Genomic DNA, 26,461 nt, shown 5'->3' with positions numbered 1-26,461 from the left:
TTATGACTCCAGCGCGATCGCCACGTCGTAGCCGTGAGATTTCAGCAGAGAGTGTTTTTTCGCCGCTTCAAGGTCATTAGCCACCATTTCAGACACCATCTCTCTGAGGGTGATTTCCGGTTTCCAGCCCAGTTTTTCGTGCGCTTTGGTCGGGTCACCGAGCAGCGTTTCAACTTCAGCCGGACGGAAGTAGCGCGGGTCAACGGCGATAATCACATCACCCGGTTTAACGCCCGGCGCGTCATGCCCGGTGACGGAAACCACAATGCCCTTCTCTTCAACACCCGTGCCTTCAAAGCGCAGTTTGATACCCAGCTGTGCCGCCGCCATTTCCACGAACTGACGCACGGAGTACTGAACGCCAGTGGCAATAACGAAATCTTCTGGCTGTTCCTGTTGCAGCATCATCCACTGCATTTTTACGTAGTCTTTGGCGTGGCCCCAGTCACGCAGGGAATCCATATTGCCGAGGTACAGGCACGACTCCAGCCCTTGAGCGATATTGGCGATTGCGCGGGTGATTTTGCGGGTCACGAAGGTTTCGCCACGGCGCGGGGATTCATGGTTAAAGAGAATGCCGTTACAGGCGTACATGCCGTAGGATTCGCGGTAGTTAACGGTGATCCAGTAGGCATACAGTTTGGCAACCGCATACGGAGATCGCGGATAGAACGGCGTGGTTTCTTTCTGCGGAATTTCCTGCACCAGACCGTACAGTTCAGAAGTGGAAGCCTGATAGAAACGGGTTTTCTTTTCCAGACCGAGGAAACGGATCGCCTCGAGCAGGCGCAGCGTACCCATCGCATCGACGTCTGCGGTATATTCCGGTGACTCAAAAGAAACCGCAACGTGGCTCATTGCGCCCAGGTTGTACACTTCATCCGGCTGCACTTCACGCAAAATGCGCGTCAGGTTGGAGGTATCACTCAGGTCGCCATAATGCAGATGGAATTTCGGGTTGCAGGTGTGCGGATCCTGATAAATGTGATCCACGCGCTCAGTGTTGAATGACGATGCACGACGTTTGATACCATGCACCTCGTAACCTTTTTCCAGCAGAAACTCTGCCAGGTAAGAACCGTCTTGTCCGGTTACACCGGTGATGAGAGCGACTTTTGACATGTCTTATTCCTCTGTATTTTTTGAATTTATTCAGTTTCAACGCGTTTGCGTATCACCACTGCGGGGTTCCCCCGGCAAACCACATTTGCCGGAAGCGATTTAAAAACACTGCTTCGCGCACCCACGACGGTGCCGTCGCCGATCGTGACGCCAGGGGCAACAAAGACATCGGTTGCCAGCCAGCATTTCTCGCCAATCACAATAGGCGTGGCGTTAATGGTGAAATGTTGACTTGCATGGTCGTGGCTCCCGGTGCATAAATAACTTTTTTGCGATATCACCGAATGTGCGCCAATGGTTATTTCACCGAGGGTATATAAATTGACCTCATCGCCGACCCACGCGTAATCACCTAAAGTTAATTTCCACGGATAGGTAATTTTTACTGACGGACGAATAACTACGTTTTTTCCTATTTTTGCGCCGAATAAACGTAATAAAAATGCCCGCCAGCGATACAATACTTGTGGCGACCAGGCAAATATTGTTGCCTGTACTGCCCACCACAATTGCACTTTAATAGCGTTGCCACCCCGGAACCCTTTCGGCACCGAGAATCCACTTAAATCCTGCATCATTTTCCCTTATATTCAGCTTTTGTTATATAAGGCTTTCGTCTTTGAGGTCGTACGTTGGCGTAAATGCCAGGATAATTCAGCCCAAAAGCCAGGCACGTGCAATATCTGCCGTTGGACTTTTTTGGCGTCAGCACACAATTCCATATTATTGGTGGTAGATACCCCACCCATAGAAAATTCAGACACCAGGCCATTGAGTTTTTTAAATGCATAACCGGCTTTATACATTTTGGCCGCCAGCGCGTAATCGGAAGAAACTTTATATTCCAGGTCATAACGCCATTTCTTCAAGCCGGACACCGGGAAAAATATCGCCTGATGACTGGCGGGCAGGCTGTGGTAAATATACCAACCCGGTTTGGCGCTACGTTTAATTTTATGCCCGTCGCCAAAATCCAGCAGCGCATCGCCGGTGATCATCATGTTATCTTTTTGCACTTTTAACTTACGGACAAAATTTGCGGCATCCTGATGAAAAATATCGCCTGAATTGAGAAACAGCGCGAACTTGCCTTGCGCCATTTCAATACCTTTGTTCATGGCGTCGTAGATACCGTTATCTGGCTCGCTGACAAAGCGTAGGTTATAGATACCATTGAGATTTTCCAGATACTCACGGGTGCCGTCATTGGAACCGCCATCGACAACAATCCATTCGAAGCTGATATCGTCCGCCTGCGCCAGATGCGCCAGCGAGGCGTGTGTTTTGACTATTCCTTCGAGGTTACGAAACGCGACAGTGATTATGCTAAGCAACATGTTTTACCTCGTAATACCCGTCATACTTCAAGCTGCATGTGCGTTGGTTTTCCTCGCTCACCCACTTCCTGCAACTCGAATTATTTAGGGTGTATATTTAACGCTTTTCGCAAAATAAACGGGCAGACGATTAAAAACGCATATTCCGGGCTAAATATCGAACCGGTAAAAAACAGCGATACCGGAGTAAAAAGATATAATTGCACGCGAAAATTGCGGTTATCACCAAAAGCGTTGATCATCATTTTTATCACTTTTCCCATGTACCACAGCGATAAAAACACTGCGCACCAGGAAAAATAAATAATCAGCAGATACAAACCATTGTCTATGGTTTTTCCGACATCCGCACCGTTAAATATTCCGAATGATGCGACATATTCATAAAGTGAGCCAAATCTGACTACACCGTCAATATGGGTCAAAGAATAACCGACCATCACCAGCGGACCGACAATACGATAATACGATGACGATCCTTCTGTACCTAAATCGCCCAGACGGGTGGAAATATAAGGGAACGCGATTACCACACCAACCAGGAATACAGCCAGAGAAATCAATGCTAACGGTAACTTTTTCTTAATCGCCTCTTTATTCAGATATTGAAATGCCCACTCCAGCAAATAAAAAAGGATAAAGGTCATAACCCCTGAAAACGATCCGGATAATATTATCCCTGCGAGAATCATAGCATCGGTTTTAGGCGTTTTGATACCAAACTGTTTGATGCTGAGCCAAATTGAGATTAATGCCAGAGCGAAAAATGCCGGTTCGAAATAAAGTGCTGTCGTGCGCTTGCCGCCGAATTTAATGAAATTCAGCACATAGCTGTTGCTGTAAATCAGATATTTCGAAATCGACTCCATAATACTGCTACCGCCGGTGAGGATAATTTGCGCCATCTCCACCGCCGCCAGCACCACCACCAACCCGACCACCAGATAAAAGAAACGTAATATCTTGCGATGGTTGTGTGGCGAAATTGTTTTAAAGCGAATACTCCACACCATGCCAATAATGATCACAATATAGACAAACAGCATGGTTGAAGTGACATATTTACTGGCATCCAACGACTGACCAAACAGGTAGTTAAACGCCGTGAGCCCCGCGCCAATCCCCAAGGCAATCATCAATTTTTTAACGCTGATGCGCTCTAAAAACAGCAGTAACAAGACAGGTAAAAAAGTGACGATGGTGATGGGGAAACTTTCGCCAAGCTGGGCGATTTTGACGTTAACCAGCAGGTAGATCAGCGGCAGCAGCAGGTAGCTACAGATTCTGATAGAAGTTGACATACTCCTCCAGCATCTGTTGTCCACTGTAGGCGGCGCGGCTGCGCTGGCTGAACTCAGCCAGCGTGGTACCAAATATCGCCTGTGCGATTTCCGGTTTGCTTAACTGCACCAGTTGCAGCACATCTTCTTCGCTGACGGTTTTACCACCGGATTTTTGCAGCACTTCCCGCGCCGCATCGCTATGGGTGGCGATCACCGGCACGCCAATCGATAACGCCTCACACAAAATCAGCGGGTAGTTATCGACGCGAGAACTGAATACCAGCGCATCCATCTGGTTGAGCGCGCTCATCAACTTGCGCTTGTCAGTTTCAAAGCCGTGATTAACAACGTTACCAGCGGTGAACGGCGAGAACTTACCGAAAGTATGCAGTTCGATTTTGTCACCCAGCGCCATCATCTCGCGTACCAGTTGCTGGTTAGTTTTGCCGTCGTAACGCAGGTCATGCGCCACCACCGCGATTTTCGGCTTGCCCTGGGTTTCGCGTACCGGAGGCAAGTCCGCCAGAATCGCTTCGGTTGCCATATCAATGCCATTATTGATAATCCGGCAACGCCCTGGACCGTACAGACTATTGAAAGCATCAGCCACATGCTGGCTGGGGGAAATAAACTGACAGCCCAGTGCCAGCATCTCGCGGAATAACTGGCGTTTACCCGCCACCAGCTGGTGCGCGCGATCAATCTTCACCGGTGGATAGTTATTTAAGGTCGGGCATTTCTGGCAGCCCGTTTTCCAGCCTTCGCAACCGTCGGTAAAGGCGCAGCGTCCGGTAACGCTCCAATGGTCGTGTAGCGTCCAGACCAGAGTGACATCCGGTTTATGGTTTTTCACTTTTTCGCAAAAGCGCACCACGCTCTTAAGATTCAACCAGTAGCTGTGCAGCACATGAAAATGCAGAACCACCGGGCCCGGTGTGCGAGTAATGGTGCGATATAACTCATTGAAATTGCCGAACAGATCGCGATTAAGCAGACGAAACAACGCAATGTTCGCCATCGCGGTCATCCGTGGCGTATGTTTGATGACCTGCGGATAGTTCTGATGGCTGACGCTCTCTTTGCCGCCTTTGCCGTAGCCGTAGACAAAATGTGACGCCAGCCCCTGTTGCAGCGCGCGCTGGTGGAGATCTAACGCCACACCTGCTGCCCCGCCTTCCGCCAGTCGCACATTAAATTGCAGAATATTCATTTAATTACCTTCACTCGCGCTTTTTCTCCCACCACCAGCGCGTTGTCCGGGACAGAGTCGAGCACCACGCTGCCCGCGCCCACGGTGACGTTGTTACCAAGCGTGATATCACCAAGAATAATGACGTTGGCACCGAGTTCGACGCCGTTGCCAATGTGTGGACATGCCATGTTATCGGCACCACGATTGCCGATAGTGACGCCGTGACGAATGGTGAAATCATCCCCCGCGACCACGTTTTTATTGATCACCACGGCGTAACCGTGATGGATAGTAAAGCGTCGGCCTATAGTCGCGGCGGCCTGGATTTCATAACCGAAAAAGCATTCGGTGATAATGCGATACAGCACCAGCAGCGGGGCCGCCCACAGATTGTTGAGGACGTTCTTTTTGCGCCACACCGAACAAAAATGAGCGACGCGATAGGCGAGAACCATGCAGCACGGGCGTAAACTCCAGCTGTTGGCGCGCAGATCTTCCAGCATCTTTAGCGCCCCCGAATACCATCAGCCAGACGTTTGCCGTTACGCACCGACAGCAGCGTCAACAAGGTGCGCCAGGTCATGCGTTTATTGCGGATCTGGTAGAGGGTAAACAGCTGATATTTTTTGCTGGCGCGGTCAAATTTGTCTTTGTGCTTACGGTAAAAGTGGAAGTATCCGGAGAATTTTTTCGGTGACGAGGTGATCTGCATTTCGCCGTGATTGATATGCAGGATCTGCGTCGCCTCTTCTACTTTCCACGGTTCGCCGTACTCCACCACCATCCGCAGGAAGATGTCGTAATCCTGTGCCGCTTTCAGTTCGGTATCGAACAAGCACTCTTTGAAACGCCACGCCCAGGTAAAGACCTGATTGCCAATGATATTGCGTTTGTAAAACAGGCGGCGTGAATACGGCGATTTGGGATACAGCGGCAAACTTGCCGGTTGGGAATAAACTTCGCCCTGGCAAACGTAGTCGTTAGCGTACAAAAAGGCGTTTGTGACCAGTTGCTGTTTATGGGCGAGGAAGACGCTCAGGCGGTTGGGTGTCCATTCATCATCATCATCGATCCCGGTGATGTATTCCCCTTGCGCCAGCATAATCGCCTGGTTACGTACCGCGCACGCTCCGCTGTTAATGTCGTTGTGAATGTAAGTGATACGCGGATCGTTGAGGGCGGTGACGTACTGTTGTAGTTGTTCCCAGGAGGTGGAGCAATCATCCACGATGATCATCTCCCAGTTACTGTAGTCCTGGCGCAGGACCGATTTTATCGCCCGAATCGCCAGTTGTTGGCGGTTCCAGGTCGGCATATAGATTGAAATCAGCGGATTGTCTTTCATAGGTTGTTCTCCCGGCTTATGAGCTGGTTTGCTTACCGGATGCGGCGTGAACGCCTTATCCGGCCTACGGGGCGGTGCGAATGCAGGCGTCGTTATTTCGCATCCGACTTATATTCGTATTCGTAATAGCCATAATCCTGATACGCGCTGGCGCGGCGGAAGATGGAGTTCAGAATCACCCCTTTCACCGGAATACCGTTTTGCTCAAAGCGGCTCAGACTGGTTTCCACTTCTTTCAATGTGTTGACCGCATAACGCGCCACCATCAATGTGGTTCCGACATGACGACCAACTATAGCCGCATCGGTCACTGCCAGAATCGGCGGCGTATCAATCAACACCAGGTCGTAGTTTTTACTCGCCCAGTTCACCAGTTCGGCAAAACGTTCGCTCATCAACAGTTCCGAAGGATTTGGCGGTACCTGACCGCGCGGGATCAGGTCAAATTTGGCAATAGAGGTCGGTTTAGCAGCGGTAGTAATATCGCCCTGTCCAATCAGAATTTCCGACAGGCCATTAACGTTATTAGTGCCCAACAGCTCGTGGGTGTAGCCTTTGCGCATATCGCAGTCGATCAACAACACCCGTTTATTGGTCTGGCTAATCACCGCCGCCAGGTTGGCGCAGACAAAGGTTTTACCGATTGACGGGCTAACCCCGGTCATCATCAACACATTGTTCTGTGCCTGCATCATCGCGAAGTGCAGACTGGTACGCAGACTACGGATGGCTTCAATCGCCAGATCGGTTGGATTCCCCACCGCCAGTAGCTGGCTCTGTTTATAGCGTTTAATCCCTTTGATGGTTTTGACGCTATCGCGCGCTTTCTGCCACTCCGACAGCGGGATGCTGGCATAAACGCTGATACCGTGTTCTTCCAGCACCTGCGGGCTTTCGATACCGCGATTAAACAACGAGCGCAGCAGCACACCCACGATAGAGAGCATCAGGCCAAGGATAATCGCCCCAAGGATAATCAGCCCTTTCTTCGGTTTCAGTACACCTGGCTGGGTGATTGCCGGGTCAACAATGCGCACATCGCCGACGGTGCTGGCTTCGGTGATTTTCAGCTCCTGCTCTTTATTCAGCAGTTGCATATAGACCTGCTGACCAGACTCGACATCGCGGGTCAGACGCACAATTTCCTGCTGGGTTTTCGGCATCGCCGTTACGCGACCATTAAGTTTGGCTTTTTCGTCTTCCAGCGCCTGCCGTTTCTCCAGCAGCGTGCGGTACGCCGGGTGAACTTTGGTGTACAGCTTGGAGATTTCCGCCTCTTTAAAGGTCAGTTCGTTCAACTGCGCGTCGATGTTCACCATCGAATCGAGCACCGCTTTCGCTTCCAGCGGCAGATCAACTGAATCTTTATCCTGACGGAAGGCATTCAGTTTGTTTTCGGCAACATCAAGGCGGTTACGTACTTCCGGTAACTGTTGCGCGAGGAAAGCGAGGCTTTTCGACGCTTCCGCCGATTTGCGCTCAATATTTTGTTCCTGATAGTTACGGGCGATGCTGTTAAGAATGTCGCGGATCTGTTCGCGATCTTCACCGGTGTAAGTCAGGCTCAGAACACCTGCGTCTTTGCCGTTCTCCGTTACCGTCAGGCTGTTTTGCAGTTGGTTGATCATCCCCAGCGTGGAGTATTTGGTGACGGTAAACTCACTGCCCGGGCTGGCGTGAATGGCTTCAACCATCAGCGTGACGCCTTCTTTTTTCAGCATCTGGCCCGCTTGCCCACGGGCGCTAAAGCCGCCGTCGCTGCTTAAGGTGTAGTTTTTGTCATCAAGCACATTAAGCGTAAACACCTGATCCGCCATCTCTTTCGGGCGGTTAAAGGTAGTCACTTTTACCGTCTCGTTCTGACGTCCCATCAGGCGCTCCCAGCCCGCACCGAAAATCGGGAACGTGTTTTTGCTCACCGCAATATCGAGGTCGAGATCGTCCACCGTTTTACCAAGCACCAGGCGCGAACGAATCAACTGGATCTCGGCGTCCGATGCAGGCGGTTTGTTGGCTAATGCCGATCCGATATCCTGCACCAGCGAATTACCGCTGCTTTGCTCGATTTGTACCAGTGCGTCGGCGCTATAAATCGGCGTAGCGAAGAAGGTGTAAACCACGGCACAGAGGGCGAATACGGCGGTAATGCCAATCACCCACCAGCGTGCTTCAATGACGGTGCCGACCAGGCGACCAATATCGATTTCATCACTGCCCGTTACCGGAGCGGCATGTTGTTTTACTTTTTCTGTCATTCTTATACCTGCTCTGCGTTCAATGCCTGCGCCCACTGGCGGGCAGACCGTTCAAGTAATGTGTACACCGCTGCAAACGTTTCCCGGCTTTTGCGATACGGATCGGGGATTTCACATTCGTTATCCCAGTGACCAAACAGCATCACTTTGCCGCGCATCTCAGGTGCCATCTCGCATAAGCGTTCGATATGGCGCTTTTCCATGGTCAAAATCAGGTCGTAGTTGCGACACAGGCGACGGCTGATTTGCCGTGCACAGTGACCTTCCAGAGACAGTTGATGTTCTGCGGCGACGCTGATAGCAGTAGGGTCAGCGCCCTTACCGACCAGCGCGCCGAGTCCAGCGGACTCCACTTTTAGCTCCGGGTGATAACGTTGCAGTAAGCGTTCCGCCGTCGGGGAACGGCAAATATTGCCGACACAGACAACTAAGATGTTGTTAAACATGACGATTACCAGTTATGAATGTCGCTGGCTGTATCCGTCATGTAACGGACACCGCTAATAGTTGGCAGCAACTGATTGATCAGACGGTTCCAGCGGGAAACCGGGGCGGTGGTGACATACACCACGTCATAAGGTTGCAGGCGGAATTCTGTCGCCATCACCAGCGACGTGGCATCGGACATATCCAGCTGGTAGATATTGGCAATCTTGCCGTTACGCCCGCTCTCGCCTTTCAGCGGACGAATGACAAAGATGCCGCTGGCGTTGGAGGTGGTCATGTCGATGCCTTCAGCATTGCCCAGGGCTTCAGTCAGGGTCATGCCGCTAAAGTCCATTTTTAGGGTGCTCTGTTTTTTAACTTCACCCATCACAAACACTTTCAGATCATCATTACGCGGCACGTAGAGAATATCGCCGGGGTAAAGCAGTCGGTTCTGATTGAGGTCGCCGTTTTGCATCAGCGCCTGTAAAGAAATGCGTTCTTCACGACCATTGTGTGTTAGCACTACGTTGCGCCAGTCAGCGGTGTCAGTCAGGCCACCTGCGGCGTTGATGGCGTCGAGAATGGTCAGTGGCACGTTGGTGATCGCCTGTTGACCGGATTTATTCACCTGACCGGAGATATAGGCCTTTTGTGAGCGGAAGGCGGCGATATTAACGTCCACCTGCGGATCAGCGATGTACGTCGCTAAGCGCCCGGTAATATCACTGCGGATTTCAGCGAGCGTTTTCCCCACGACGTGAACCTTGCCGATATACGGGTAGAACATGGTGCCGTCAGGCTGTACCCAGTTGCCGGTGTCGCTGGAGCTGCGGTACTGACCGGCTGGCGTGGTGAGCTCCGGGTGATCCCAGACGGTGACATTAAGAACGTCCCCCGGCCCGACGCGATACTGGTAATTCGCGATCTCGCTTTCCAGCGTCATATTGGGGCGCGCTACGTTGGGGCGTGGGCGTAATTGGTCAATCAGGCGCGGGGTCAGCGGATAAACATTCACCATTTTGTCGAGATCGAAATCAGCGTCCTGCTGTTTGATGACGTCTTTACCCATCGTCGACATATTGCTGCCCGGAAGTACTGTGCAACCGCTTATCAAGGTTACTGACACCAATAATGGCATCAATTTCATTTTGGATTTCATCATTGTTTATTTATCACTTTGGCAGAGTAATTATCCTGTGCACTATTAATAGCAATGTCGCCATGCACATTTACCTTGCAGTTAATTGAATAAAAATTTAACAGGCATCAGTCCTAAAAAAATTGATTTCATCCGCAGGCTATTGACAGAATAATTCAGACTGGTCTTTCAGGTATCCAGACACGCTACCGCCCCTGGCTTTTTAGCTACCAATACACTGATTTAGCTTAATTTTTAAAACCCTCTCAACATACAGTCGTTGATGAGAAAGGGTTATTGCGGAAATTAACTTCCGAATATAAGGTGACATTATGGTAATTGAATATTAGCTCTCCAATAATGCAGGAGGAAGTGTTACAGCTAACGGAATAGCAGGCAAGGTAACAATTCGGCAATTGGCTATTTTTAAGAATTATATTAAGTGTCATTCAATATGGTTTTTAGGAGTTTCTTTAGGTTGACAATATTTAATATTGCGTCTCCACATGCGATATTTCTTAAATAACGCTTTATTATTACCACTTATAATTCGGGGATAATGTGAAGTTATAACCCTCAAATAATATGAGATAAATAGTGCTGCAACATTGCATTTTTGCCCCGATTTATCCATGATCGAATTGTGACATTTGTCATACAACGAATAGGTTTTGTACTTACTATGGAATGGATTGCCGATCCGTCTATCTGGGCTGGATTAATCACGCTGATTGTGATCGAACTGGTCCTCGGCATTGATAACCTGGTCTTTATTGCCATCCTCGCCGAAAAACTACCGCCGAAGCAGCGCGACCGCGCACGGGTTACCGGGCTGCTGCTGGCGATGTTAATGCGCCTGTTACTGCTGGCGTCAATCTCCTGGCTGGTCACCCTGACTCAACCGCTGTTCAGCTTCCGCTCGTTTACCTTTAGCGCCCGCGACTTAATCATGCTGTTTGGTGGTTTCTTCCTGCTGTTCAAAGCCACGATGGAGCTGAACGAACGGCTGGAAGGGAAAGACAGCAATAACCCCACGCAACGCAAAGGTGCGAAGTTCTGGGGGGTGGTGACACAAATTGTGGTACTGGACGCCATCTTCTCACTCGACTCGGTGATTACCGCCGTCGGGATGGTCGACCATTTACTGGTCATGATGGCCGCCGTCGTTATCGCTATCAGCCTGATGTTGATGGCCAGCAAGCCGTTAACGCAATTTGTTAACAGTCACCCGACGATCGTTATTCTCTGCTTAAGCTTCCTGTTGATGATTGGCTTTAGCCTGGTGGCAGAAGGTTTCGGCTTCGTCATTCCGAAAGGCTACCTGTACGCTGCTATTGGTTTCTCGGTGATGATCGAGGCGCTCAATCAGTTGGCTATCTTTAACCGGCGACGTTTTCTTTCCGCTAACCAGACGCTGCGCCAGCGAACTACCGAAGCGGTAATGCGCCTGTTAAGCGGGCAAAAAGAAGATGCGGAACTGGATGCCGAAACCGCGTCTATGCTGGTGGATCATGATAATCAGCAAATCTTTAATCCGCAGGAACGGCGGATGATTGAGCGGGTACTTAATCTTAACCAGCGTACCGTCAGCAGCATTATGACGTCGCGCCACGATATTGAGCATATCGATCTCAACGCGCCGGAAGACGAGATCCGCCAGTTACTGGAGCGAAATCAGCATACGCGGCTTGTTGTTACTGATGGCGATGACGCAGAAGATTTGCTCGGTGTTGTTCACGTTATCGACCTGTTACAACAGTCACTGCGCGGCGAACCGCTCAACCTGCGGGTGTTGATTCGCCAGCCGCTGGTGTTCCCGGAAACCTTGCCGTTGTTACCTGCCCTGGAGCAGTTCCGTAATGCCCGCACACACTTTGCTTTTGTAGTGGATGAGTTTGGCTCGGTGGAAGGGATTGTGACATTAAGTGACGTCACAGAAACCATTGCCGGTAACTTACCGAATGAAGTGGAAGAGATCGACGCCCGCCATGATATTCAGAAGAATGCCGACGGTTCCTGGACGGCGAATGGTCATATGCCGCTGGAAGATCTGGTGCAATATGTGCCGCTGCCGCTGGATGAAAAACGTGAATATCACACCATTGCCGGGCTATTGATGGAATATTTGCAGCGTATTCCAAAACCTGGCGAAGAAGTTCAGGTGGGGAATTATTTGCTTAAAACGTTGCAGGTGGAAAGCCATCGCGTGCAGAAGGTACAGATTATTCCGCTGCGTAAGGATGGCGAGATGGAGTACGAGGTGTGATGGCATGTAGGCCTGATGCGACGCTTTACGCGTCTTATCAGGCCTACAGGACAGGTCACCTGGTAACCTACATCTTCTCCAGCAACTTCTTCACATCTTTGCCATTGCGGGAATCTTTATTCCGCTCGGCCCAGTCGTTAAGACGGCGTTTTGCTTCATCCTGTAGATGTTTACGCAGTAATTGATCCACTTGCAGGCTGTAATTAAGTTGCTGCCAGTTGCCATAAACCCGCAGCGGTACTGGCGTTTCTTTGAGGAAATCAATCAGTTTGCTTTCCCCGTTCCAGCCACCCACGACCCGAATATCAAACTGGGTGTCACAGGTTTGATCTGCCAGATTCAACATGCCTTCCCCTGTCAGCGCCAGCACTGGCGATTGACCTTGCATGTCGTTTAACGTCACGACGCCATCCTTCAACGTCAAATCGGTGGTAAAGCGGTCAAGACGCGTCACGTTATCGAAGTTTTCAGCGGCCTTCACATCACCACCATTACGTTCTACCGCTTGCTGAATCATCTGCTGGAAGTTCATCCCTTCCATGCGTGTGTCGGTCATTTCGACATGTGCCTGTCCTTGCCAGTTGTGGCGGAATGCGTCGGCATCTATGTCAGCACCGGAGAAATCACCAGCCAGTGACATCTTTCCGGTCAACGAAATCGGATAGTTAAACGCCTTCAGAATGGTGCCAATCTCAACGTTTTCCAGCCGTGGCTGGAAGTTTATCCGCGGATTTATTGATGTCGCGTCCAACGTGCCCGGCAGTGAAACCTGTCCACCGTTAAGTTTGCCCTGCAGTTGAGTAATTTCCAGCAAACCCGACTTGTTGGTCATTTGCGTGGCAACATCTGTAAAATTCATTCCGCGCCAGCGCACGTTACTGGCCTGCAACAAAATATCAGCCGTAAAGCCTTGCAGTCCCTGATAGGCCGGTTCATCAATACGCGAAGAAATGACCGGGCGCGGCAACGTTGATTGGCTCTGCCCTTGCTGCGCGGCACCGTTCTCACCATTCGCTGTTTCATTAAGGGGGATGAGGTTGTCAAGATTCAGTTGCGGGAATTGCAGTCTCAGCTGCCATTCCGGTTTCTCTGTCAACGTGACCTGTGCTTGCCCGCTCAGCGTACTGTCATTGGCGGTCAAACTAATTTGGTTAAATGAAAGGTGTTTATGTGACTCCTGCCACTGGACCTGGAAACTCCCCTGCCCCTGAATACCTTGTTTTGGTAAATCGGCACCCTGCAACTGCCAGTTAATTTGTTCAATAGCCGCCGTTAAATCATGCGGATAATCAGAAGCATCCACCGTACCGTTAAGGGATATCGTGAGATCGCGCTGATCGCGATTAACCCGCCCGGAAAACTCAAATGAGCCACGATGTTGAGGATCTTGTTCCATTTGCAGGCGGATATTGCGGATGGTCACCTGCTCGTCATCTTCATGCTGGAACACCAGAACGCTGTCCGCCACCTTAAGACTGGATATATCAAACGACCATCCGCGATCGTCTGACAGATCCGGCAAGGTATTGTCGCGCGGTGCAACCGGAGCGTCTTCACTGCGCACTGCTTCCGTCTGCGGCGTCAGTTGGATCACTGCCCCTTTTAGCATCACCTGCTTAACGCTCAGTTGATGACTCAGTAGTGGTAAAAGCGCCACGTCCAGACGCATGTTGTCGGCGCGAACCAGTGGCTGGCTTGCGCCCTGGGCGGTGAGAGACATTCGCCCGGAGAGGATACTAAGCTGCGGCCAGACATGCCAACGCAGTGGCCCGTCGAGCTGCAATTGATAACCGCTACGTGCAGCAACTTGCTTGACCATATAGTCGCGGAAATCATTCGGATTCACCAGCAACACTAACGCAGATAACCCGGCCACCAGCACGACCAGGAGTATCATCAGCGTCGTCAGAAATCGTCTCATGGTATCCTCAATGGGCCTGAATTAGTCTTTATCGATTCGGCTGGCTACCGCGCCCTGCTGGTTGCGATATTTCGCATCTTCACGGCGGTTGTAAGGTCGCGCCGCCGGGCCGGAGAGCGGCTCAAAGCTCAGCGCACCAATTAACATGCCCGGACGCAGCGCCAGCGGCAGCTTACCGGAGTTGTAAAACTCCAGCACAATGCAGCCAGACCAGCCCGGATCGATACGGTGCGCGGTGACGTGCACCATCAGCCCCAGACGCGCCAGTGAAGAACGCCCGTCCAGCCAGCCCACCAGATCGGCTGGCAGCGTCACCGACTCCAGCGTCACCGCCAGCGCCAGCTCTCCTGGGTGAAGATAAAACGCCTCGCCCTCGTCGAGCACGATTTCATCGCTCATCACGCGGTCAAGCGCGGCGCTCACTTCATCTTTGGGACCGCTCAGATCGATAAACGCTGCCGTGTGACCACGGAAGGTACGAAATTTATTGCCCAGGCGCACATCCACCGTCGCGCCGTTAATACGCTCCACTGGCGGACGTGGGTTGATCGACAAACGGCCTTCATCAAGCCAGGCTTCAATATCTCGGTCACACAGACGCATGGCATTTTCTCCTTTCGAGCATCACTCCCTTAACGCCAATTACGTCAAGGGCATACCAGGTTATCACTGAACGGTACACAATTTATCAAGCTTATTCAAAGAACTGACTTATTTTCGCTTTCAATATATCGATCGCGATGCGGTTTTTCCCGCCGCGCGGCACGATAATGTCCGCATATTGTTTAGAAGGCTCAATGAATTGCAGAAACATCGGGCGCACGGTTTTTTGATATTGCGCCATCACTGAATCCATTGAACGCCCACGCTCGTTAACGTCACGCTTGATGCGGCGCATCAGGCAGATATCCAGCGGGGTATCAACGAAAATGGAGAAGTTAAGTTCGTCACGCAAACGCGCATCCGTCAGCAACAAAATGCCTTCGAGAATGATGACCTTCTTCGGCTCAACCGTCACCGTTTCTTTCATACGCGTATGTTCAACATAGCTGTAAACCGGCAGGTCAATTGCCGAGCCGCGTTTCAACGCTTGTAAATGCTCAAGCAGCAGGCTGTGATCCATCGCGCTGGGATGGTCGTAGTTGGTCTTAACGCGTTCTTCCATCGACAGATGGCTTTGATCTTTGTAATAGCAGTCTTCGGGAATTACGCCGATGTGTTCATCACCGACTTGCTCACGTAATTCACGATAAAGGGTACTGGCAATAAGACTCTTGCCGGAAGCCGATGCGCCAGCGATACCGATAATGACGCACTGATGAGACTGATCAGTCATATATTTAGCGACCTGATTAACCTGGATGTTAGGAAGGGGGCGACGAAGCGCCAAACGCGGCAATTATAGGGATTTCATCCGCCTGATACCAGTCGAATAGCGTTGCCGCGCGCTCAGAGTTAATTGTTGACGAAGAATTCCCGGTGGCAAATTACGTTGATCAGTTTTATACAAGGTAAAAAATGTTATACGCAGTTGCGCAAATTATCCGCCTTTACGTCACTTTATGAGCAATTCGCATATAAAATGTAAAACTTTTGTACTAGCATAAACACAGAAACGAATACTGGCGACCTGGCCTTGCGGATAAAGCGGTAATGAGCAAACAATCACAGCATGTATTAATTGCCCTGCCCCACCCGCTGCTTCACCTGGTCAGTTTAGGTTTAGTCTCGTTTATCTTCACCCTTTTCTCACTTGAGCTTTCGCAGTTTGGCACCCAACTCGCCCCACTGTGGTTCCCGACCTCCATCATGATGGTGGCGTTTTATCGCCATGCCGGGCGCATGTGGCCGGGAATTGCGCTGAGCTGCTCGCTGGGAAATATCGCCGCATCCATCCTGCTTTTTTCCACCAGCTCGCTGAACATGACCTGGACGACCATCAATATTGTTGAAGCCGTGGTCGGGGCAGTGCTGCTACGTAAATTGCTGCCGTGGTATAACCCCTTGCAAAATCTGGCTGACTGGCTGCGTCTGGCACTCGGCAGCGCCATTATTCCGCCTCTGTTGGGGGGTGTTCTGGTTGTCCTGCTGACGCCCGGAGACGATCCTCTCAGGGCATTTTTGATATGGGTACTGTCAGAATCCATCGGCGCTCTGGCACTGGTGCCGCTGGGATTGTTATTTAAACCACACTATCTGCTGCGCCATCGCAACCCAAGGTTGCTTTTTGAGTCGCTGCTCACGTTAGCCATCACGCTGACGTTAAGCTGGCTTTCGATGCTGTATCTGCCGTGGCCTTTTACTTTCATTATTGTGTTGTTGATGTGGAGCGCCGTGCGCCTGCCACGAATGGAAGCCTTTTTGATCTTCCTTACCACGGTGATGATGGTGTCGCTGATGATGGCCGCGGATCCCTCCCTGCTTGCTACGCCGCGTACGTACCTGATGAGCCATATGCCGTGGCTACCGTTTTTGCTGATCCTGCTGCCCGCCAACATCATGACGATGGTGATGTATGCCTTTCGTGCGGAACGCAAACACATTTCCGAAAGCGAAACCCGCTTTCGGAACGCGATGGAATATTCCGCTATCGGCATGGCGTTAGTGGGCACCGAGGGACAATGGCTGCAATCCAACAAAGCGCTCTGCCAGTTTCTCGGTTACAGTCAGGAAGAGCTGCGCGGACTCACCTTTCAGCAACTGACCTGGCCGGAGGATCTCAATAAAGATCTCCAACAGGTTGAAAAGCTGATAAGCGGTGAAATAAACACCTATTCAATGGAAAAACGTTACTACAACCGCAATGGCGATGTTGTCTGGGCGTTGCTTGCCGTCTCACTGGTGCGCCACACGGATGGCACGCCGCTCTATTTTATCGCTCAGATTGAAGACATTAACGAGCTAAAACGCACCGAACAGGTCAATCAACAACTGATGGAGCGCATCACGCTGGCCAACGAAGCTGGCGGGATTGGCATCTGGGAGTGGGAGCTGAAGCCGAATATTTTTAGTTGGGATAAGCGGATGTTCGAGCTGTATGAAATTCCTCCGCATATCAAACCGAACTGGCAGGTGTGGTACGAGTGCGTGCTGCCGGAAGATCGCCAGCACGCCGAAAAAGTGATTCGTGATTCGTTGCAATCACGCTCGCCCTTTAAACTGGAATTTCGCATTGCCGTGAAAGACGGTATTCGCCATATCCGCGCTCTCGCCAACCGGGTACTGAATAAAGAAGGCGAAGTTGAACGCCTGCTCGGCATTAATATGGATATGACTGAGGTTAAACAGCTTAACGAGGCATTGTTTCAGGAAAAAGAGCGCCTGCACATTACGCTGGACTCCATCGGCGAAGCCGTGGTCTGTATTGATATGGCAATGAAAATTACCTTTATGAATCCAGTGGCGGAGAAGATGAGCGGCTGGACGCAGGAAGAAGCGTTAGGTGTTCCGCTCCTGACGGTGTTGCATATTACTTTTGGCGACAACGGACCATTAATGGAGAACATTTACAGTGCTGACACCTCACGTTCCGCGATTGAACAAGATGTGGTATTGCACTGCCGGAGCGGCGGCAGCTACGACGTGCATTACAGTATTACGCCGTTAAGTACTCTGGACGGCAGCAATATAGGCTCGGTACTGGTGATTCAGGACGTCACCGAATCACGCAAAATGCTGCGCCAGCTGAGCTACAGCGCCTCCCATGATGCACTGACGCATCTCGCCAATCGCGCCAGTTTTGAGAAGCAACTGCGTATCCTGCTGCAAACGGTAAACAGTACGCATCAGCGACATGCCCTGGTGTTTATCGATCTTGATCGCTTTAAAGCGGTGAATGACAGCGCCGGGCATGCGGCGGGCGACGCTTTACTGCGCGAACTGGCGTCGTTGATGCTGAGTATGCTGCGCTCCAGCGACGTGCTGGCGCGGCTCGGTGGTGATGAATTTGGTCTGCTACTGCCAGACTGCAATGTTGAAAGCGCTCGTTTTATCGCTACACGCATTATCAGTGCCGTGAATGACTATCACTTTATATGGGAAGGACGTGTGCATCGGGTAGGTGCCAGTGCCGGGATTACCTTGATTGATGACAACAATCATCAGGCAGCTGAAGTGATGTCGCAGGCTGATATCGCCTGTTATGCCTCCAAAAATGGTGGCCGGGGCCGGGTGACGATTTACGAACCGCAGCAAGCTGCCGCACATAGCGAACGGGCGGCGATATCGCTTGATGAACAGTGGCGGATGATTAAAGAGAATCAGTTGATGATGATCGCCCACGGCATCGCTTCGCCACGGCTCCCGGAAGCAAGTAATTTGTGGCTGATTTCACTTAAGCTCTGGAGTTGCGAAAGCGAGATTATTGATGAACAAACATTTCGTCGTAGCTTCAGCGATCCGGCACTTAGCCATGCTCTTGACCAACGGGTATGCCACGATTTTTTCCAGCAGGCCGCAAAAGCGGTTGCCAGTAAAGGCTTAAGCATCGCCCTTCCCCTTTCCGTTGCTGGTTTGAGTAGCGCCACGCTGGTGAATGAACTGCTTGAGCAGCTGGAAAATAGCCCTCTACCAGCACGGTTATTACATCTGATTATTCCGGCAGAAGCGATTTTCGATCACGCAGAAAGCGTGCAAAAACTGCGGCTGGCGGGATGTCGGATCGTATTCAGTCAGGTGGGCCGAGATCTGCAAATCTTCAACTCGCTGAAAGCAAATATGGCAGATTACCTGCTACTTGATGGTGAGTTATGCGCCAACGTGCAGGGTAATTTGATGGATGAGATGCTGATTACGATCATTCAGGGGCACGCTCAGCGGCTCGGGATGAAGACTATCGCCGGGCCAGTCGTTTTACCCTTAGTGATGGATACGCTTTCGGGCATCGGCGTCGATCTGATTTATGGTGATGTGATTGCCAATGCCCAACCGCTGGATTTGCTGGTAAATAGCAGTTATTTCGCGATTAACTAAGGGAGCGTTTGCCCATTGCCTGATGCGACGCTAACGCGTCTTATCAGGCCTACAAATCGCTCATTCCCCAGGCCGGATAAGGCGCTCGCACCGCATCCGGCGACCAACGTCATGCTTCGTCTGGTTGCCAGCCTTCCGTATACCAGATATGCAACAGCGCATAAGAACGCCAGGGCTTCCAGCGTTCGGCATAACGGCGGATTTGTGCCGGCGTCATTCCCGGAAATCGCTGTTTAATCAGATAATCATCCGGCAGAAAAACATCTTTCGCCTGCCAGCCACGCAAAGCAAAATAATTTGCAGTCCAGCGCCCGATACCCGGAAAGGTTTGCAGCGTTTTCATCGCTTGTTCTACGTCGCCCGGTATTGTCATTGGTAAGGTGCCCTCCAGCGCCGCATTTGCCAGATGAATCAGCGCCTCTGCCCGTTTCAACGGCATACCTAACGCTTTTAATGCCTGCAGGTCGGCTACTGCCAGGCGCTGAGGCGTGGGGAAGCAGACATAATCCGGAAAATCATCCAGCCGTTCGCCATAAAGCTGTGCCACTCTGGAGGTCAATTTTGCCGCCATCGCCACGCTCACCAGTTGGCCTAAAATCGCCCGCACGCCCTGCTCAAAAGCGTCAACACAACCAGGTAAACGCAATCCTGGCCGCGCCGCGCCTAACTTGCCCAACGCACCGTTAACAATCTGCGGGTTACATTGCAGATCAAACAGGCGGCTCATTTTCGCCAGACACTCAGCGGCAACAGGTTCTAAACCTGCACTTAAATTTATGTGCAGAGTATGGCGGGCTATATCCGGAATAGCAGTCACCACGCCGCGATATTCGCCTACCGCCAGACTACGGGCATAATAACTGTCCGCGACTGTTTCCACGCCGCTCACCGCACGGGCGGCGAGAAATCCCAACATCCACGACCAGTCATACGGCGGCTGCCAGTTCAGGGTATACATCGCATCTCCTTGTTAATCCGCTTTCAGCATAAACGTTATTCAGACGTTACGCTTTGCTTTCATATTCCGGTTGTCGCGACGGCAACATTTCGCTAAAGTCACGCCCCTTCTTCACCGGCATGGGGATTATTTCGTGTTTATTGGTTTTGATTACGGTACAGCAAACTGTTCAGTGGCGGTCATGCGCGACGGTAAACCGCATTTGCTAAAAATGGAAAACGACAGCACGCTGCTGCCTTCAATGCTTTGCGCGCCAACGCGTGAAGCTGTAAGCGAATGGCTGTACCGCCATCATGATGTTCCGGCAGACGACGATGAAACGCAGGCGCTGTTGCGTCGGGCGATTCGTTATAACCGCGAAGAAGATATCGATGTTACGGCGAAAAGCGTGCAGTTCGGTCTTTCCTCACTGGCACAGTACATTGATGATCCAGAAGAAGTGTGGTTTGTGAAATCACCAAAATCGTTCCTCGGTGCCAGCGGCTTAAAACCGCAGCAGGTAGCGCTGTTTGAGGATCTGGTCTGCGCAATGATGTTGCACATTCGCCAACAGGCGCAGGCGCAGCTGCCGGAGGCAATTACTCAGGCGGTGATTGGTCGCCCGATCAACTTCCAGGGGCTGGGCGGTGATGAAGCAAACACCCAGGCGCAAGGGATTCTGGAACGCGCGGCGAAGCGTGCCGGGTTTAAGGATGTGGTATTCCAGTACGAGCCGGTCGCGGCTGGGCTGGATTACGAAGCCACCTTGCAGGAAGAAAAACGAGTGCTGGTAGTGGATATCGGCGGTGGTACGACTGACTGTTCATTGCTGCTGATGGGGCCGCAATGGCGTGCGCGCCTCGATCGTGAAGCCAGCCTGCTGGGTCATAGTGGTTGCCGTATTGGTGGTAACGATCTGGATATCGCACTGGCGTTTAAGAACCTGATGCCGTTACTGGGCATGGGTGGCGAAACCGAAAAAGGCATCGCCCTGCCGATTCTGCCGTGGTGGAATGCGGTTGCGATCAACGACGTTCCTGCGCAGAGTGATTTCTACAGTAGTGCTAACGGTCGTCTGCTTAACGATCTGGTACGCGATGCCCGTGAACCGGAAAAAGTGGCCCTGTTACAGAAAGTCTGGCGTCAGCGTTTAAGCTATCGCCTGGTGCGTAGCGCAGAAGAGAGCAAAATCGCCCTTTCAAGTGTAGCGGAAACCCGCGCCTCACTGCCGTTTATCAGCGATGGACTGGCTACGCTGATTAGCCAGCAAGGGCTGGAAAGCGCCCTCAGCCAGCCACTGGCGCGGATTCTGGAACAGGTGCAACTGGCGCTGGATAACGCCCAGGAAAAACCGGACGTTATCTACCTGACCGGCGGTAGCGCCCGTTCGCCGCTGATTAAAAAAGCGCTGGCAGAACAGTTGCCGGGCATTCCGATTGCAGGCGGCGATGACTTTGGCTCCGTCACCGCCGGGCTGGCACGCTGGGCGGAAGTGGTGTTTCGTTAATTGAAAAATGGCTCAGCAACGGCTTAAATCTGCCTGCGCCTGAGCCAGTTTTTCTGCCGCCTGACGTAGCGGTTCCATCAACGGCATGGTCCGTGCTGGCGCATGAAGGCGGAATCGCTGCAACTCTGTCGCACCGACAGTCAGCGCCGATTCCAGCCGATGTCGTTTGGCGGCTATTTTTGCCATTACCGCTTGTCTGTCTGCAGGCGTTACCGCTTCGTTCGGCCTGAACACAAAACGGCGTTCACAGCTCGCTTTCCAGTCGATAACCGCCTGGGTCAGATGATCACCAAAACCTTTTACTTGCTTAACGCTCCGTCGGGTAACATCCGCTGCTGTTTCAATACCAAAGGACCGTAACGCCGCTTTACGCGCAGGGCCAACGCCGGGAATAGAGGCAACATCAATAAAAAATCCCTCCAGAAACTTCTGCTTCTGCCGTTCCCTTGCGGTGTCGTGAAGTGCTACCAGAGCGCGTTTCTCTTCTTCCGGTAACCCGAGAATTTCGTCCTTCATTTTTTCGAGCATCGCCCGTTTGGCGATAAAACCTTCCAGCCCGCCCAACTGCTGGATCTGGCTGACTAAATGGTCATAGTCCATTTTCGCGCGATTAAACGCCTCACGGCGTTGCTGGATTTCTGCTTTGTACGCTTTGCTTGTCAGGCTGCCAATAATCCAGATAGCCGCCAGCACAGGAATCAAAATAATATAACGCGGTTCTGCCTGAAGGCCGCAAAGCAACAGCGATAACGCTGACAGTGCGATCTCAATCAGAATGATGTATTCGCGCCGTAACAGGCCTGAAGGAAGCGGCCTGCCAGTCGGTTGGAAATGATCGGGTAATGGCAGTTGCAATGCTGGCGGTGCTACTGATGCCATCACCATCGCCCAGACTCTCGCCAGCACAAAATCACCGCCGGTGGTAATGACCTCTTCACCGAGATCAATAAAATAGATAACGCCTTGATTATCCAGCGCACACCACGGGCAGTCAGTCAAATGAGCGGGGTAAACATGCATTGCCGAAACGGTACATTTCTTTAACTGTTGGCGTAGTAAATCAAGTGCCGCTACCCACGCTTTTGCCGTCGGACGCCCGGTTGCCACGCCACTTTCCGTGAATGCCTGCTGAAACATGGCTTCAACATCGCCCGGTAACATCGACAGCGGAATCGATCGTGGCGGCGGTTTTAAACCACGTCGCTGATTATCTGACGCGTAGGCATAACGGAAATGGGCAATATCCATCTCCAGCGCATTACCCGCATCAGAGATAAGCGGTACACCGGAATAAGGATGCCGCCCACCAAACAAGACGTGAAATATCAGCAACGCAAGGCCAAAATTATCGTGATTTTCTGTGCGTTCAAAGCCGACAAATGATGGCATGGTTTGCAGCTCTGGCGGCGTAAAATGCGACACGCCGACTTCGCATAAATGCAGTGTACCATTGGCATTAATCTGAAAGGAGTCGCTATCAATCAACACCACTTTGCTGTCGCGACCTACCATAAAGCTGTTCTGGTTTACGTCACCCACGACGTGCCCGTGCTCATGAACAGTAGCAAAAGATGAAGCAATATTGCGCGCAACATAGAGTAGAAAATCCCACGCACAATGAGGGTAACTCTGGCGACGATGTGCCGGGCTATAGATCATATGAATCGGTTCTTTACCAGAAACTTTTGGCATCATAAAACCGATAACTTTTCCGCCTCGTCCACCGTGAAGCGTTGCCTGCGGCCAGGCGACATAATTCAACAACTGCGCGTCAGCTGTCGCAGCCATAAAGGCAAGTTTGTCCTGTTTTAAGGCGGGTGGCGGCGTGTGATAAATCTTGGCGACGCTATCGACAAACTCCTCGATATCATAAACCGCACCTTCGCCGCCTTTGCCCAGTTCACGGCCTGGCGTAACGCACTCACCAGTAGCAGTATATAAAGTGGGTTTCATGGTAACCACATAGCCAGTGCCAACGTTTTATCATCATCCGTACGCTCGTTTACCGCCGGGCTGGACAAAAACTGCTTTAACAATTCAGGTAATAAATCGAGTTGTTCCTGCGTTGCTGACGCCAGTCCATTGAAAAACGGGGTAAAGAAAGGCACATGCGGAGAATTATCCAGCATATTTAACGCCAGTCGCTGAATACCATCCGTAAATGCTGCAACTTTATGCGCACGCTCAGTGCTGGTGAAAGTTTCCAGGCTGGAAACGGCATCTTCATCGGTAATGAAGTGCGTCATATTGGCATATTCACCCACCATCGGCGTGAGCGGCAGTTGCAAACCGTGACCCAAATCTACCACCACGCCGCCATCGCCAATCTGCATAATCAAGGTGCCATTAGCTGATGAAATCAATCCCCAAAACGTGCAGGCAAAATCGCGAACCGCTAATTCTTTGGCTTCCGCCTCGGCAAAAAGTCGCTGACGAATGGTCAGCACAATGTCCGTTGCGAGGACATCATTAAGCCCCAATTCCCCGCCCTGCACTTTTTGCGACATATAAGCCATCGCTTCATTGACGGCGAGCATCGCACCTTCGCCACCCTGCGAGACGCTGCCTGCGCCATCAGCGACAAATACCGACAATAATGGCTGCTGGTCATTTAGCCAGGCAACCTGCATCTGGCAGGCATCCTGGCAAGGCAAATCAGCGCTGATGTGCGACGTTCCAACGGCTGATGCATAGACCAGACGCCAACTCACACTGACGTCCAGCCTTTTGGCGCTTCCAGCACAACTTCCGTTCCCGGCGTGGAGCGGGAAACCGAACGCAGCGAACTGGATAACCAGCTAAACAGTTCACGGAATTGTAATCCCTGCAGAGACAAAGGCTGACGGACGCTGATTTGGGCCAGCGTCTTCATATCCGCCCCCTGTACACCGATGGAAAAGAAGGCAAACTTCTTATCTTCTTCCCCCTGAAACACTTTGTTGGCGGCAGCCTGCCACTCATCGGTTGGTGCGCCATCGGTGATCAGGAAAATCCACGGACGATAATAGGAAATACCATTGGCACGATATTCACGTTTCCGCTCCTCAACCATATCCAGGGCTTTGGTAATGGCAGCGCCCATTGGTGTATCGCCCTGGGCAAACAGGATGGGCGGGAAAAAATTAGCGGCGCTGGTAAAGGGTTGTTCCACATGCACCGGGCCGAACGTCACAATGCCGAGTTCCACTCTTTTTAAGGCCAGCGAATCGGCAAGTAGCTCATCGCGAAAGGTAACCAATCCGGCGTTAAGTTCATTAATGGGTCTACCGTTCATAGAACCAGAAACATCCAGCAGCAAAATGCAGGGGCAACGTGGTTCTGGGTTACTGGCAAAATCGCTGGTGGCAAACGTGATTTGTTCGCTCATAAGAAATCCTTTCTTAGAGAATTATTGAGGTCCGGTATCATACCGATTGCAATAATGAAATAAGAGCAAACGAAGAAACTTTCAGAATTAGGCCCGGCGGCGCAGAAAATTTTGCTATTCGCCTCGCAAGAACGGAGAGCCGTCGATTGACACTAAGGGCGGAGTGACATAATTTCAGGAGTGAGGGTTAGGGAGAGGTTTCCCCCCTCCCCCTGGTGTTCTTAGTAAGCCTGGAAGCTAATCACTAAGAGTATCACCAGTATGATGACGTGCTTCATCATAACCCTTTCCTTATTAAAAGCCCTCTTCTCCGGGAGAGGGTTTCCCGTTTCAGCGTCCCGCTGAAATCGTCGGCTTACCTCCTTTCGCCCTGAATGCAGTCTATCGCTAACGCGTGAACAAAATAGTTTCCTCTGTGATTATTGCGTAACGACTCGCAAAGAATATTTGCTGGCAGGATCGCAGACTACAAAGCCTGCGGATTGACAATCTTATCGTGAAGGCATAATTTCAGGAGTGAGGGTAGAGCGGGGTTTCCCCCGCCCTGGTAGTCTTAGTAAGCTGGCCAGCTAATAACTAAGAGCACCACGATGATGAGTAGCTTCATCATGACCCTTTCCTTATTTAAGGCCCCTTCCTCGGGAGGGGCTTTCCCGTTTCAGCGTCCCGCTGAAATCGGCGGCCTACCTCCTTTCGCCATGCAAGCAGTCTATCGCTAACTTGCAGATAAAATAGTTTTACATGTGATTATTGCGTAACGTCTCGCAAAGAATATTTGCTGGCAGGATCGCAGACTACAAAGCCTGCGGATTGACAATCTGATTGTGAAGGCATACTTTCAGGAGTGAGGGTAGAGCGGGGTTTCCCCCGCCCTGGTAGTCTTAGTATGCTGGGTAGCTAATGACTAAGAGCACCACGATGATGAGTAGCTTCATCATGACCCTTTCCTTATTTAAGGCCCCTTCCTCGGGAGGGGCTTTCCCGTTTCAGCGTCCCGCTGAAATCGTCGGCTTACCTCCTTTCGCCCTGTATGCAGTCTATCGCTGACTTGCGGATAAAATAGTTTCAAGTGTGATTATTGCGTAACGACTCGCAAAGAATATTTGCTGGCAGGATCGCAGACTGCAAAGTCTGCGGATTGACAATTGGACCGTGAAGGCATACTTTCAGGAATGAGGGTTGAGCGGGGTTTCCCCCGCCCTGGTAGTCTTAGTAAGCCGGGAAGCTTATGACTAAGAGCACCACGATGATGATCCACTTCATCATGACCCTTTCCTTATTTATGGCCCCTTCCTCGGGAGGGGCTTTCCCGTTTCAGCGTCCCGCTGAAATCGTCGGCTTATCTCCTTTCGCCATGCAAGCAGTCTATCGCTAACGCGTAGATAAAATAG

The 26,461-nt window shown here is 51.4% G+C and carries 24 protein-coding genes; 3 read left to right on the top strand and 21 right to left on the bottom strand.

All coding sequences use genetic code 11. The annotated features are described in order from the left end of the window. The 10 genes from gmd to wza form a co-directional block, all read right to left on the bottom strand. Positions 1-1,122, bottom strand: coding sequence for a GDP-mannose 4,6-dehydratase (gmd, locus tag ACJHYO_RS14690; RefSeq protein ID WP_000048190.1), 1,122 nt, complete (start codon positions 1,120-1,122; stop codon positions 1-3). Between the two features lie 26 nt (positions 1,123-1,148). Then, positions 1,149-1,697 carry a colanic acid biosynthesis acetyltransferase WcaF gene (gene wcaF, locus ACJHYO_RS14685; RefSeq protein WP_001153560.1) on the bottom strand — a complete coding sequence of 183 codons (549 nt, stop codon included), beginning with the start codon at positions 1,695-1,697 and terminating at the stop codon, positions 1,149-1,151. A gap of 15 nt (positions 1,698-1,712) precedes the next feature. Then, positions 1,713-2,459, bottom strand: a complete 747-nt coding sequence (gene wcaE / locus ACJHYO_RS14680) for a colanic acid biosynthesis glycosyltransferase WcaE (protein ID WP_000927050.1) — start codon at positions 2,457-2,459, stop codon at positions 1,713-1,715. Positions 2,460-2,539: 80 nt separating this feature from the next. Beyond that, positions 2,540-3,760, bottom strand: a complete 1,221-nt coding sequence (wcaD, locus tag ACJHYO_RS14675; protein ID WP_042022166.1) for a colanic acid polymerase WcaD — start codon at positions 3,758-3,760, stop codon at positions 2,540-2,542. Then, positions 3,735-4,952, bottom strand: coding sequence for a colanic acid biosynthesis glycosyltransferase WcaC (gene wcaC, locus ACJHYO_RS14670; protein WP_001023934.1), 1,218 nt, complete (start codon positions 4,950-4,952; stop codon positions 3,735-3,737). The genes wcaD and wcaC overlap by 26 nt, the downstream gene beginning before the upstream one ends. Then, positions 4,949-5,437, bottom strand: coding sequence for a colanic acid biosynthesis acetyltransferase WcaB (gene wcaB / locus ACJHYO_RS14665; RefSeq protein ID WP_000888740.1), 489 nt, complete (start codon positions 5,435-5,437; stop codon positions 4,949-4,951). The genes wcaC and wcaB overlap by 4 nt, the downstream gene beginning before the upstream one ends. Before the next feature lie 2 nt (positions 5,438-5,439). Then, positions 5,440-6,279, bottom strand: a complete 840-nt coding sequence (wcaA, locus tag ACJHYO_RS14660; protein WP_001592254.1) for a colanic acid biosynthesis glycosyltransferase WcaA — start codon at positions 6,277-6,279, stop codon at positions 5,440-5,442. A 92-nt stretch (positions 6,280-6,371) separates the two neighbouring features. Next, entirely contained in the window at positions 6,372-8,534 is a 2,163-nt protein-coding gene (gene wzc, locus ACJHYO_RS14655) for a tyrosine-protein kinase Wzc (RefSeq protein WP_085455426.1), read from the bottom strand. A 2-nt stretch (positions 8,535-8,536) separates the two neighbouring features. Continuing rightward, entirely contained in the window at positions 8,537-8,980 is a 444-nt protein-coding gene (gene wzb, locus ACJHYO_RS14650) for a low molecular weight protein-tyrosine-phosphatase Wzb (RefSeq protein ID WP_000482901.1), read from the bottom strand. Between the two features lie 5 nt (positions 8,981-8,985). Then, positions 8,986-10,125 carry a polysaccharide export protein Wza gene (wza, locus tag ACJHYO_RS14645; RefSeq protein WP_000978098.1) on the bottom strand — a complete coding sequence of 380 codons (1,140 nt, stop codon included), beginning with the start codon at positions 10,123-10,125 and terminating at the stop codon, positions 8,986-8,988. A gap of 658 nt (positions 10,126-10,783) precedes the next feature. On the opposite strand from wza, the gene ACJHYO_RS14640 reads away from it, so the two are divergent. Further along, the gene (locus tag ACJHYO_RS14640; RefSeq protein ID WP_085455427.1) at positions 10,784-12,367 is read left to right on the top strand and encodes a TerC family protein; all 1,584 of its coding nucleotides are present in this window, start codon (positions 10,784-10,786) and stop codon (positions 12,365-12,367) included. A 67-nt stretch (positions 12,368-12,434) separates the two neighbouring features. On the opposite strand, the gene asmA is transcribed toward ACJHYO_RS14640, so the two are convergent. The 3 genes from asmA to udk form a co-directional block, all read right to left on the bottom strand. Continuing rightward, the gene (asmA, locus tag ACJHYO_RS14635) at positions 12,435-14,288 is read right to left on the bottom strand and encodes an outer membrane assembly protein AsmA (protein WP_085455428.1); all 1,854 of its coding nucleotides are present in this window, start codon (positions 14,286-14,288) and stop codon (positions 12,435-12,437) included. A 21-nt stretch (positions 14,289-14,309) separates the two neighbouring features. Continuing rightward, positions 14,310-14,891: a dCTP deaminase gene (gene dcd / locus ACJHYO_RS14630; RefSeq protein WP_001234767.1), complete on the bottom strand. Its 582-nt coding sequence runs from the start codon at positions 14,889-14,891 to the stop codon at positions 14,310-14,312. A 91-nt stretch (positions 14,892-14,982) separates the two neighbouring features. Further along, positions 14,983-15,624, bottom strand: a complete 642-nt coding sequence (udk, locus tag ACJHYO_RS14625) for a uridine kinase (protein WP_001295424.1) — start codon at positions 15,622-15,624, stop codon at positions 14,983-14,985. 317 nt (positions 15,625-15,941) lie between these two features. Between udk and ACJHYO_RS14620 the strand changes: the two genes are divergently transcribed. Then, positions 15,942-19,259 (top strand): diguanylate cyclase, encoded by a 3,318-nt coding sequence (locus tag ACJHYO_RS14620; protein ID WP_021541084.1) that lies wholly within the window; start codon positions 15,942-15,944, stop codon positions 19,257-19,259. Between the two features lie 109 nt (positions 19,260-19,368). On the opposite strand, the gene alkA is transcribed toward ACJHYO_RS14620, so the two are convergent. Continuing rightward, entirely contained in the window at positions 19,369-20,217 is an 849-nt protein-coding gene (alkA, locus tag ACJHYO_RS14615; protein ID WP_000288390.1) for a DNA-3-methyladenine glycosylase 2, read from the bottom strand. Positions 20,218-20,350: 133 nt separating this feature from the next. On the opposite strand from alkA, the gene yegD reads away from it, so the two are divergent. Continuing rightward, positions 20,351-21,703 (top strand): molecular chaperone, encoded by a 1,353-nt coding sequence (gene yegD, locus ACJHYO_RS14610; RefSeq protein WP_000469700.1) that lies wholly within the window; start codon positions 20,351-20,353, stop codon positions 21,701-21,703. 12 nt (positions 21,704-21,715) lie between these two features. Here yegD and yegI read toward each other — a convergent pair whose 3' ends face one another. The 7 genes from yegI to ACJHYO_RS14575 form a co-directional block, all read right to left on the bottom strand. Continuing rightward, positions 21,716-23,656 carry a protein kinase YegI gene (gene yegI / locus ACJHYO_RS14605; RefSeq protein ID WP_001335313.1) on the bottom strand — a complete coding sequence of 647 codons (1,941 nt, stop codon included), beginning with the start codon at positions 23,654-23,656 and terminating at the stop codon, positions 21,716-21,718. Next, complete coding sequence (gene pphC / locus ACJHYO_RS14600) at positions 23,653-24,414, bottom strand: protein-serine/threonine phosphatase PphC (protein ID WP_000119048.1); 762 nt, start codon at positions 24,412-24,414, stop codon at positions 23,653-23,655. The genes yegI and pphC overlap by 4 nt, the downstream gene beginning before the upstream one ends. Next, the gene (locus tag ACJHYO_RS14595) at positions 24,411-25,070 is read right to left on the bottom strand and encodes a vWA domain-containing protein (RefSeq protein WP_000003161.1); all 660 of its coding nucleotides are present in this window, start codon (positions 25,068-25,070) and stop codon (positions 24,411-24,413) included. The genes pphC and ACJHYO_RS14595 overlap by 4 nt, the downstream gene beginning before the upstream one ends. A gap of 221 nt (positions 25,071-25,291) precedes the next feature. Beyond that, positions 25,292-25,351, bottom strand: coding sequence for a type I toxin-antitoxin system toxin IbsA (gene ibsA, locus ACJHYO_RS14590; protein ID WP_010723109.1), 60 nt, complete (start codon positions 25,349-25,351; stop codon positions 25,292-25,294). Between the two features lie 272 nt (positions 25,352-25,623). Then, on the bottom strand, positions 25,624-25,680 hold the full coding sequence (locus tag ACJHYO_RS14585; protein WP_100249772.1) for a type I toxin-antitoxin system Ibs family toxin: 57 nt from the start codon (positions 25,678-25,680) through the stop codon (positions 25,624-25,626). Between the two features lie 271 nt (positions 25,681-25,951). Further along, positions 25,952-26,008, bottom strand: coding sequence for a type I toxin-antitoxin system Ibs family toxin (locus tag ACJHYO_RS14580; protein ID WP_001386901.1), 57 nt, complete (start codon positions 26,006-26,008; stop codon positions 25,952-25,954). A 271-nt stretch (positions 26,009-26,279) separates the two neighbouring features. Continuing rightward, complete coding sequence (locus tag ACJHYO_RS14575; RefSeq protein ID WP_012767741.1) at positions 26,280-26,336, bottom strand: type I toxin-antitoxin system Ibs family toxin; 57 nt, start codon at positions 26,334-26,336, stop codon at positions 26,280-26,282. Between the last annotated feature and the right edge of the window lie 125 nt (positions 26,337-26,461).

It is taken from the genome of Escherichia sp. WS1118, from assembly GCF_046487695.1.
GTDB lineage: Bacteria > Pseudomonadota > Gammaproteobacteria > Enterobacterales > Enterobacteriaceae > Escherichia > Escherichia coli.
This window is presented reverse-complemented; position numbering and strand designations above follow the sequence as displayed.

What these genes read in the sequence shown, in the direction of transcription:
- asmA (WP_085455428.1), bottom strand. Translation starts at nt 14,288, where the DNA reads ATGAGACGATTTCTGACGACGCTGATGATACTCCTGGTCGTGCTGGTG.
- wza (WP_000978098.1), bottom strand. Translation starts at nt 10,125, where the DNA reads ATGATGAAATCCAAAATGAAATTGATGCCATTATTGGTGTCAGTAACC.
- wcaF (WP_001153560.1), bottom strand. Translation starts at nt 1,697, where the DNA reads ATGCAGGATTTAAGTGGATTCTCGGTGCCGAAAGGGTTCCGGGGTGGC.
- ACJHYO_RS14620 (WP_021541084.1), top strand. Translation starts at nt 15,942, where the DNA reads ATGAGCAAACAATCACAGCATGTATTAATTGCCCTGCCCCACCCGCTG.
- wcaA (WP_001592254.1), bottom strand. Translation starts at nt 6,279, where the DNA reads ATGAAAGACAATCCGCTGATTTCAATCTATATGCCGACCTGGAACCGC.
- wzc (WP_085455426.1), bottom strand. Translation starts at nt 8,534, where the DNA reads ATGACAGAAAAAGTAAAACAACATGCCGCTCCGGTAACGGGCAGTGAT.
- wcaB (WP_000888740.1), bottom strand. Translation starts at nt 5,437, where the DNA reads ATGCTGGAAGATCTGCGCGCCAACAGCTGGAGTTTACGCCCGTGCTGC.
- wzb (WP_000482901.1), bottom strand. Translation starts at nt 8,980, where the DNA reads ATGTTTAACAACATCTTAGTTGTCTGTGTCGGCAATATTTGCCGTTCC.
- yegI (WP_001335313.1), bottom strand. Translation starts at nt 23,656, where the DNA reads ATGAAACCCACTTTATATACTGCTACTGGTGAGTGCGTTACGCCAGGC.
- alkA (WP_000288390.1), bottom strand. Translation starts at nt 20,217, where the DNA reads ATGTATACCCTGAACTGGCAGCCGCCGTATGACTGGTCGTGGATGTTG.
- wcaE (WP_000927050.1), bottom strand. Translation starts at nt 2,459, where the DNA reads ATGTTGCTTAGCATAATCACTGTCGCGTTTCGTAACCTCGAAGGAATA.
- wcaC (WP_001023934.1), bottom strand. Translation starts at nt 4,952, where the DNA reads ATGAATATTCTGCAATTTAATGTGCGACTGGCGGAAGGCGGGGCAGCA.
- gmd (WP_000048190.1), bottom strand. Translation starts at nt 1,122, where the DNA reads ATGTCAAAAGTCGCTCTCATCACCGGTGTAACCGGACAAGACGGTTCT.
- ACJHYO_RS14595 (WP_000003161.1), bottom strand. Translation starts at nt 25,070, where the DNA reads ATGAGCGAACAAATCACGTTTGCCACCAGCGATTTTGCCAGTAACCCA.
- udk (WP_001295424.1), bottom strand. Translation starts at nt 15,624, where the DNA reads ATGACTGATCAGTCTCATCAGTGCGTCATTATCGGTATCGCTGGCGCA.
- dcd (WP_001234767.1), bottom strand. Translation starts at nt 14,891, where the DNA reads ATGCGTCTGTGTGACCGAGATATTGAAGCCTGGCTTGATGAAGGCCGT.
- ACJHYO_RS14640 (WP_085455427.1), top strand. Translation starts at nt 10,784, where the DNA reads ATGGAATGGATTGCCGATCCGTCTATCTGGGCTGGATTAATCACGCTG.
- wcaD (WP_042022166.1), bottom strand. Translation starts at nt 3,760, where the DNA reads ATGTCAACTTCTATCAGAATCTGTAGCTACCTGCTGCTGCCGCTGATC.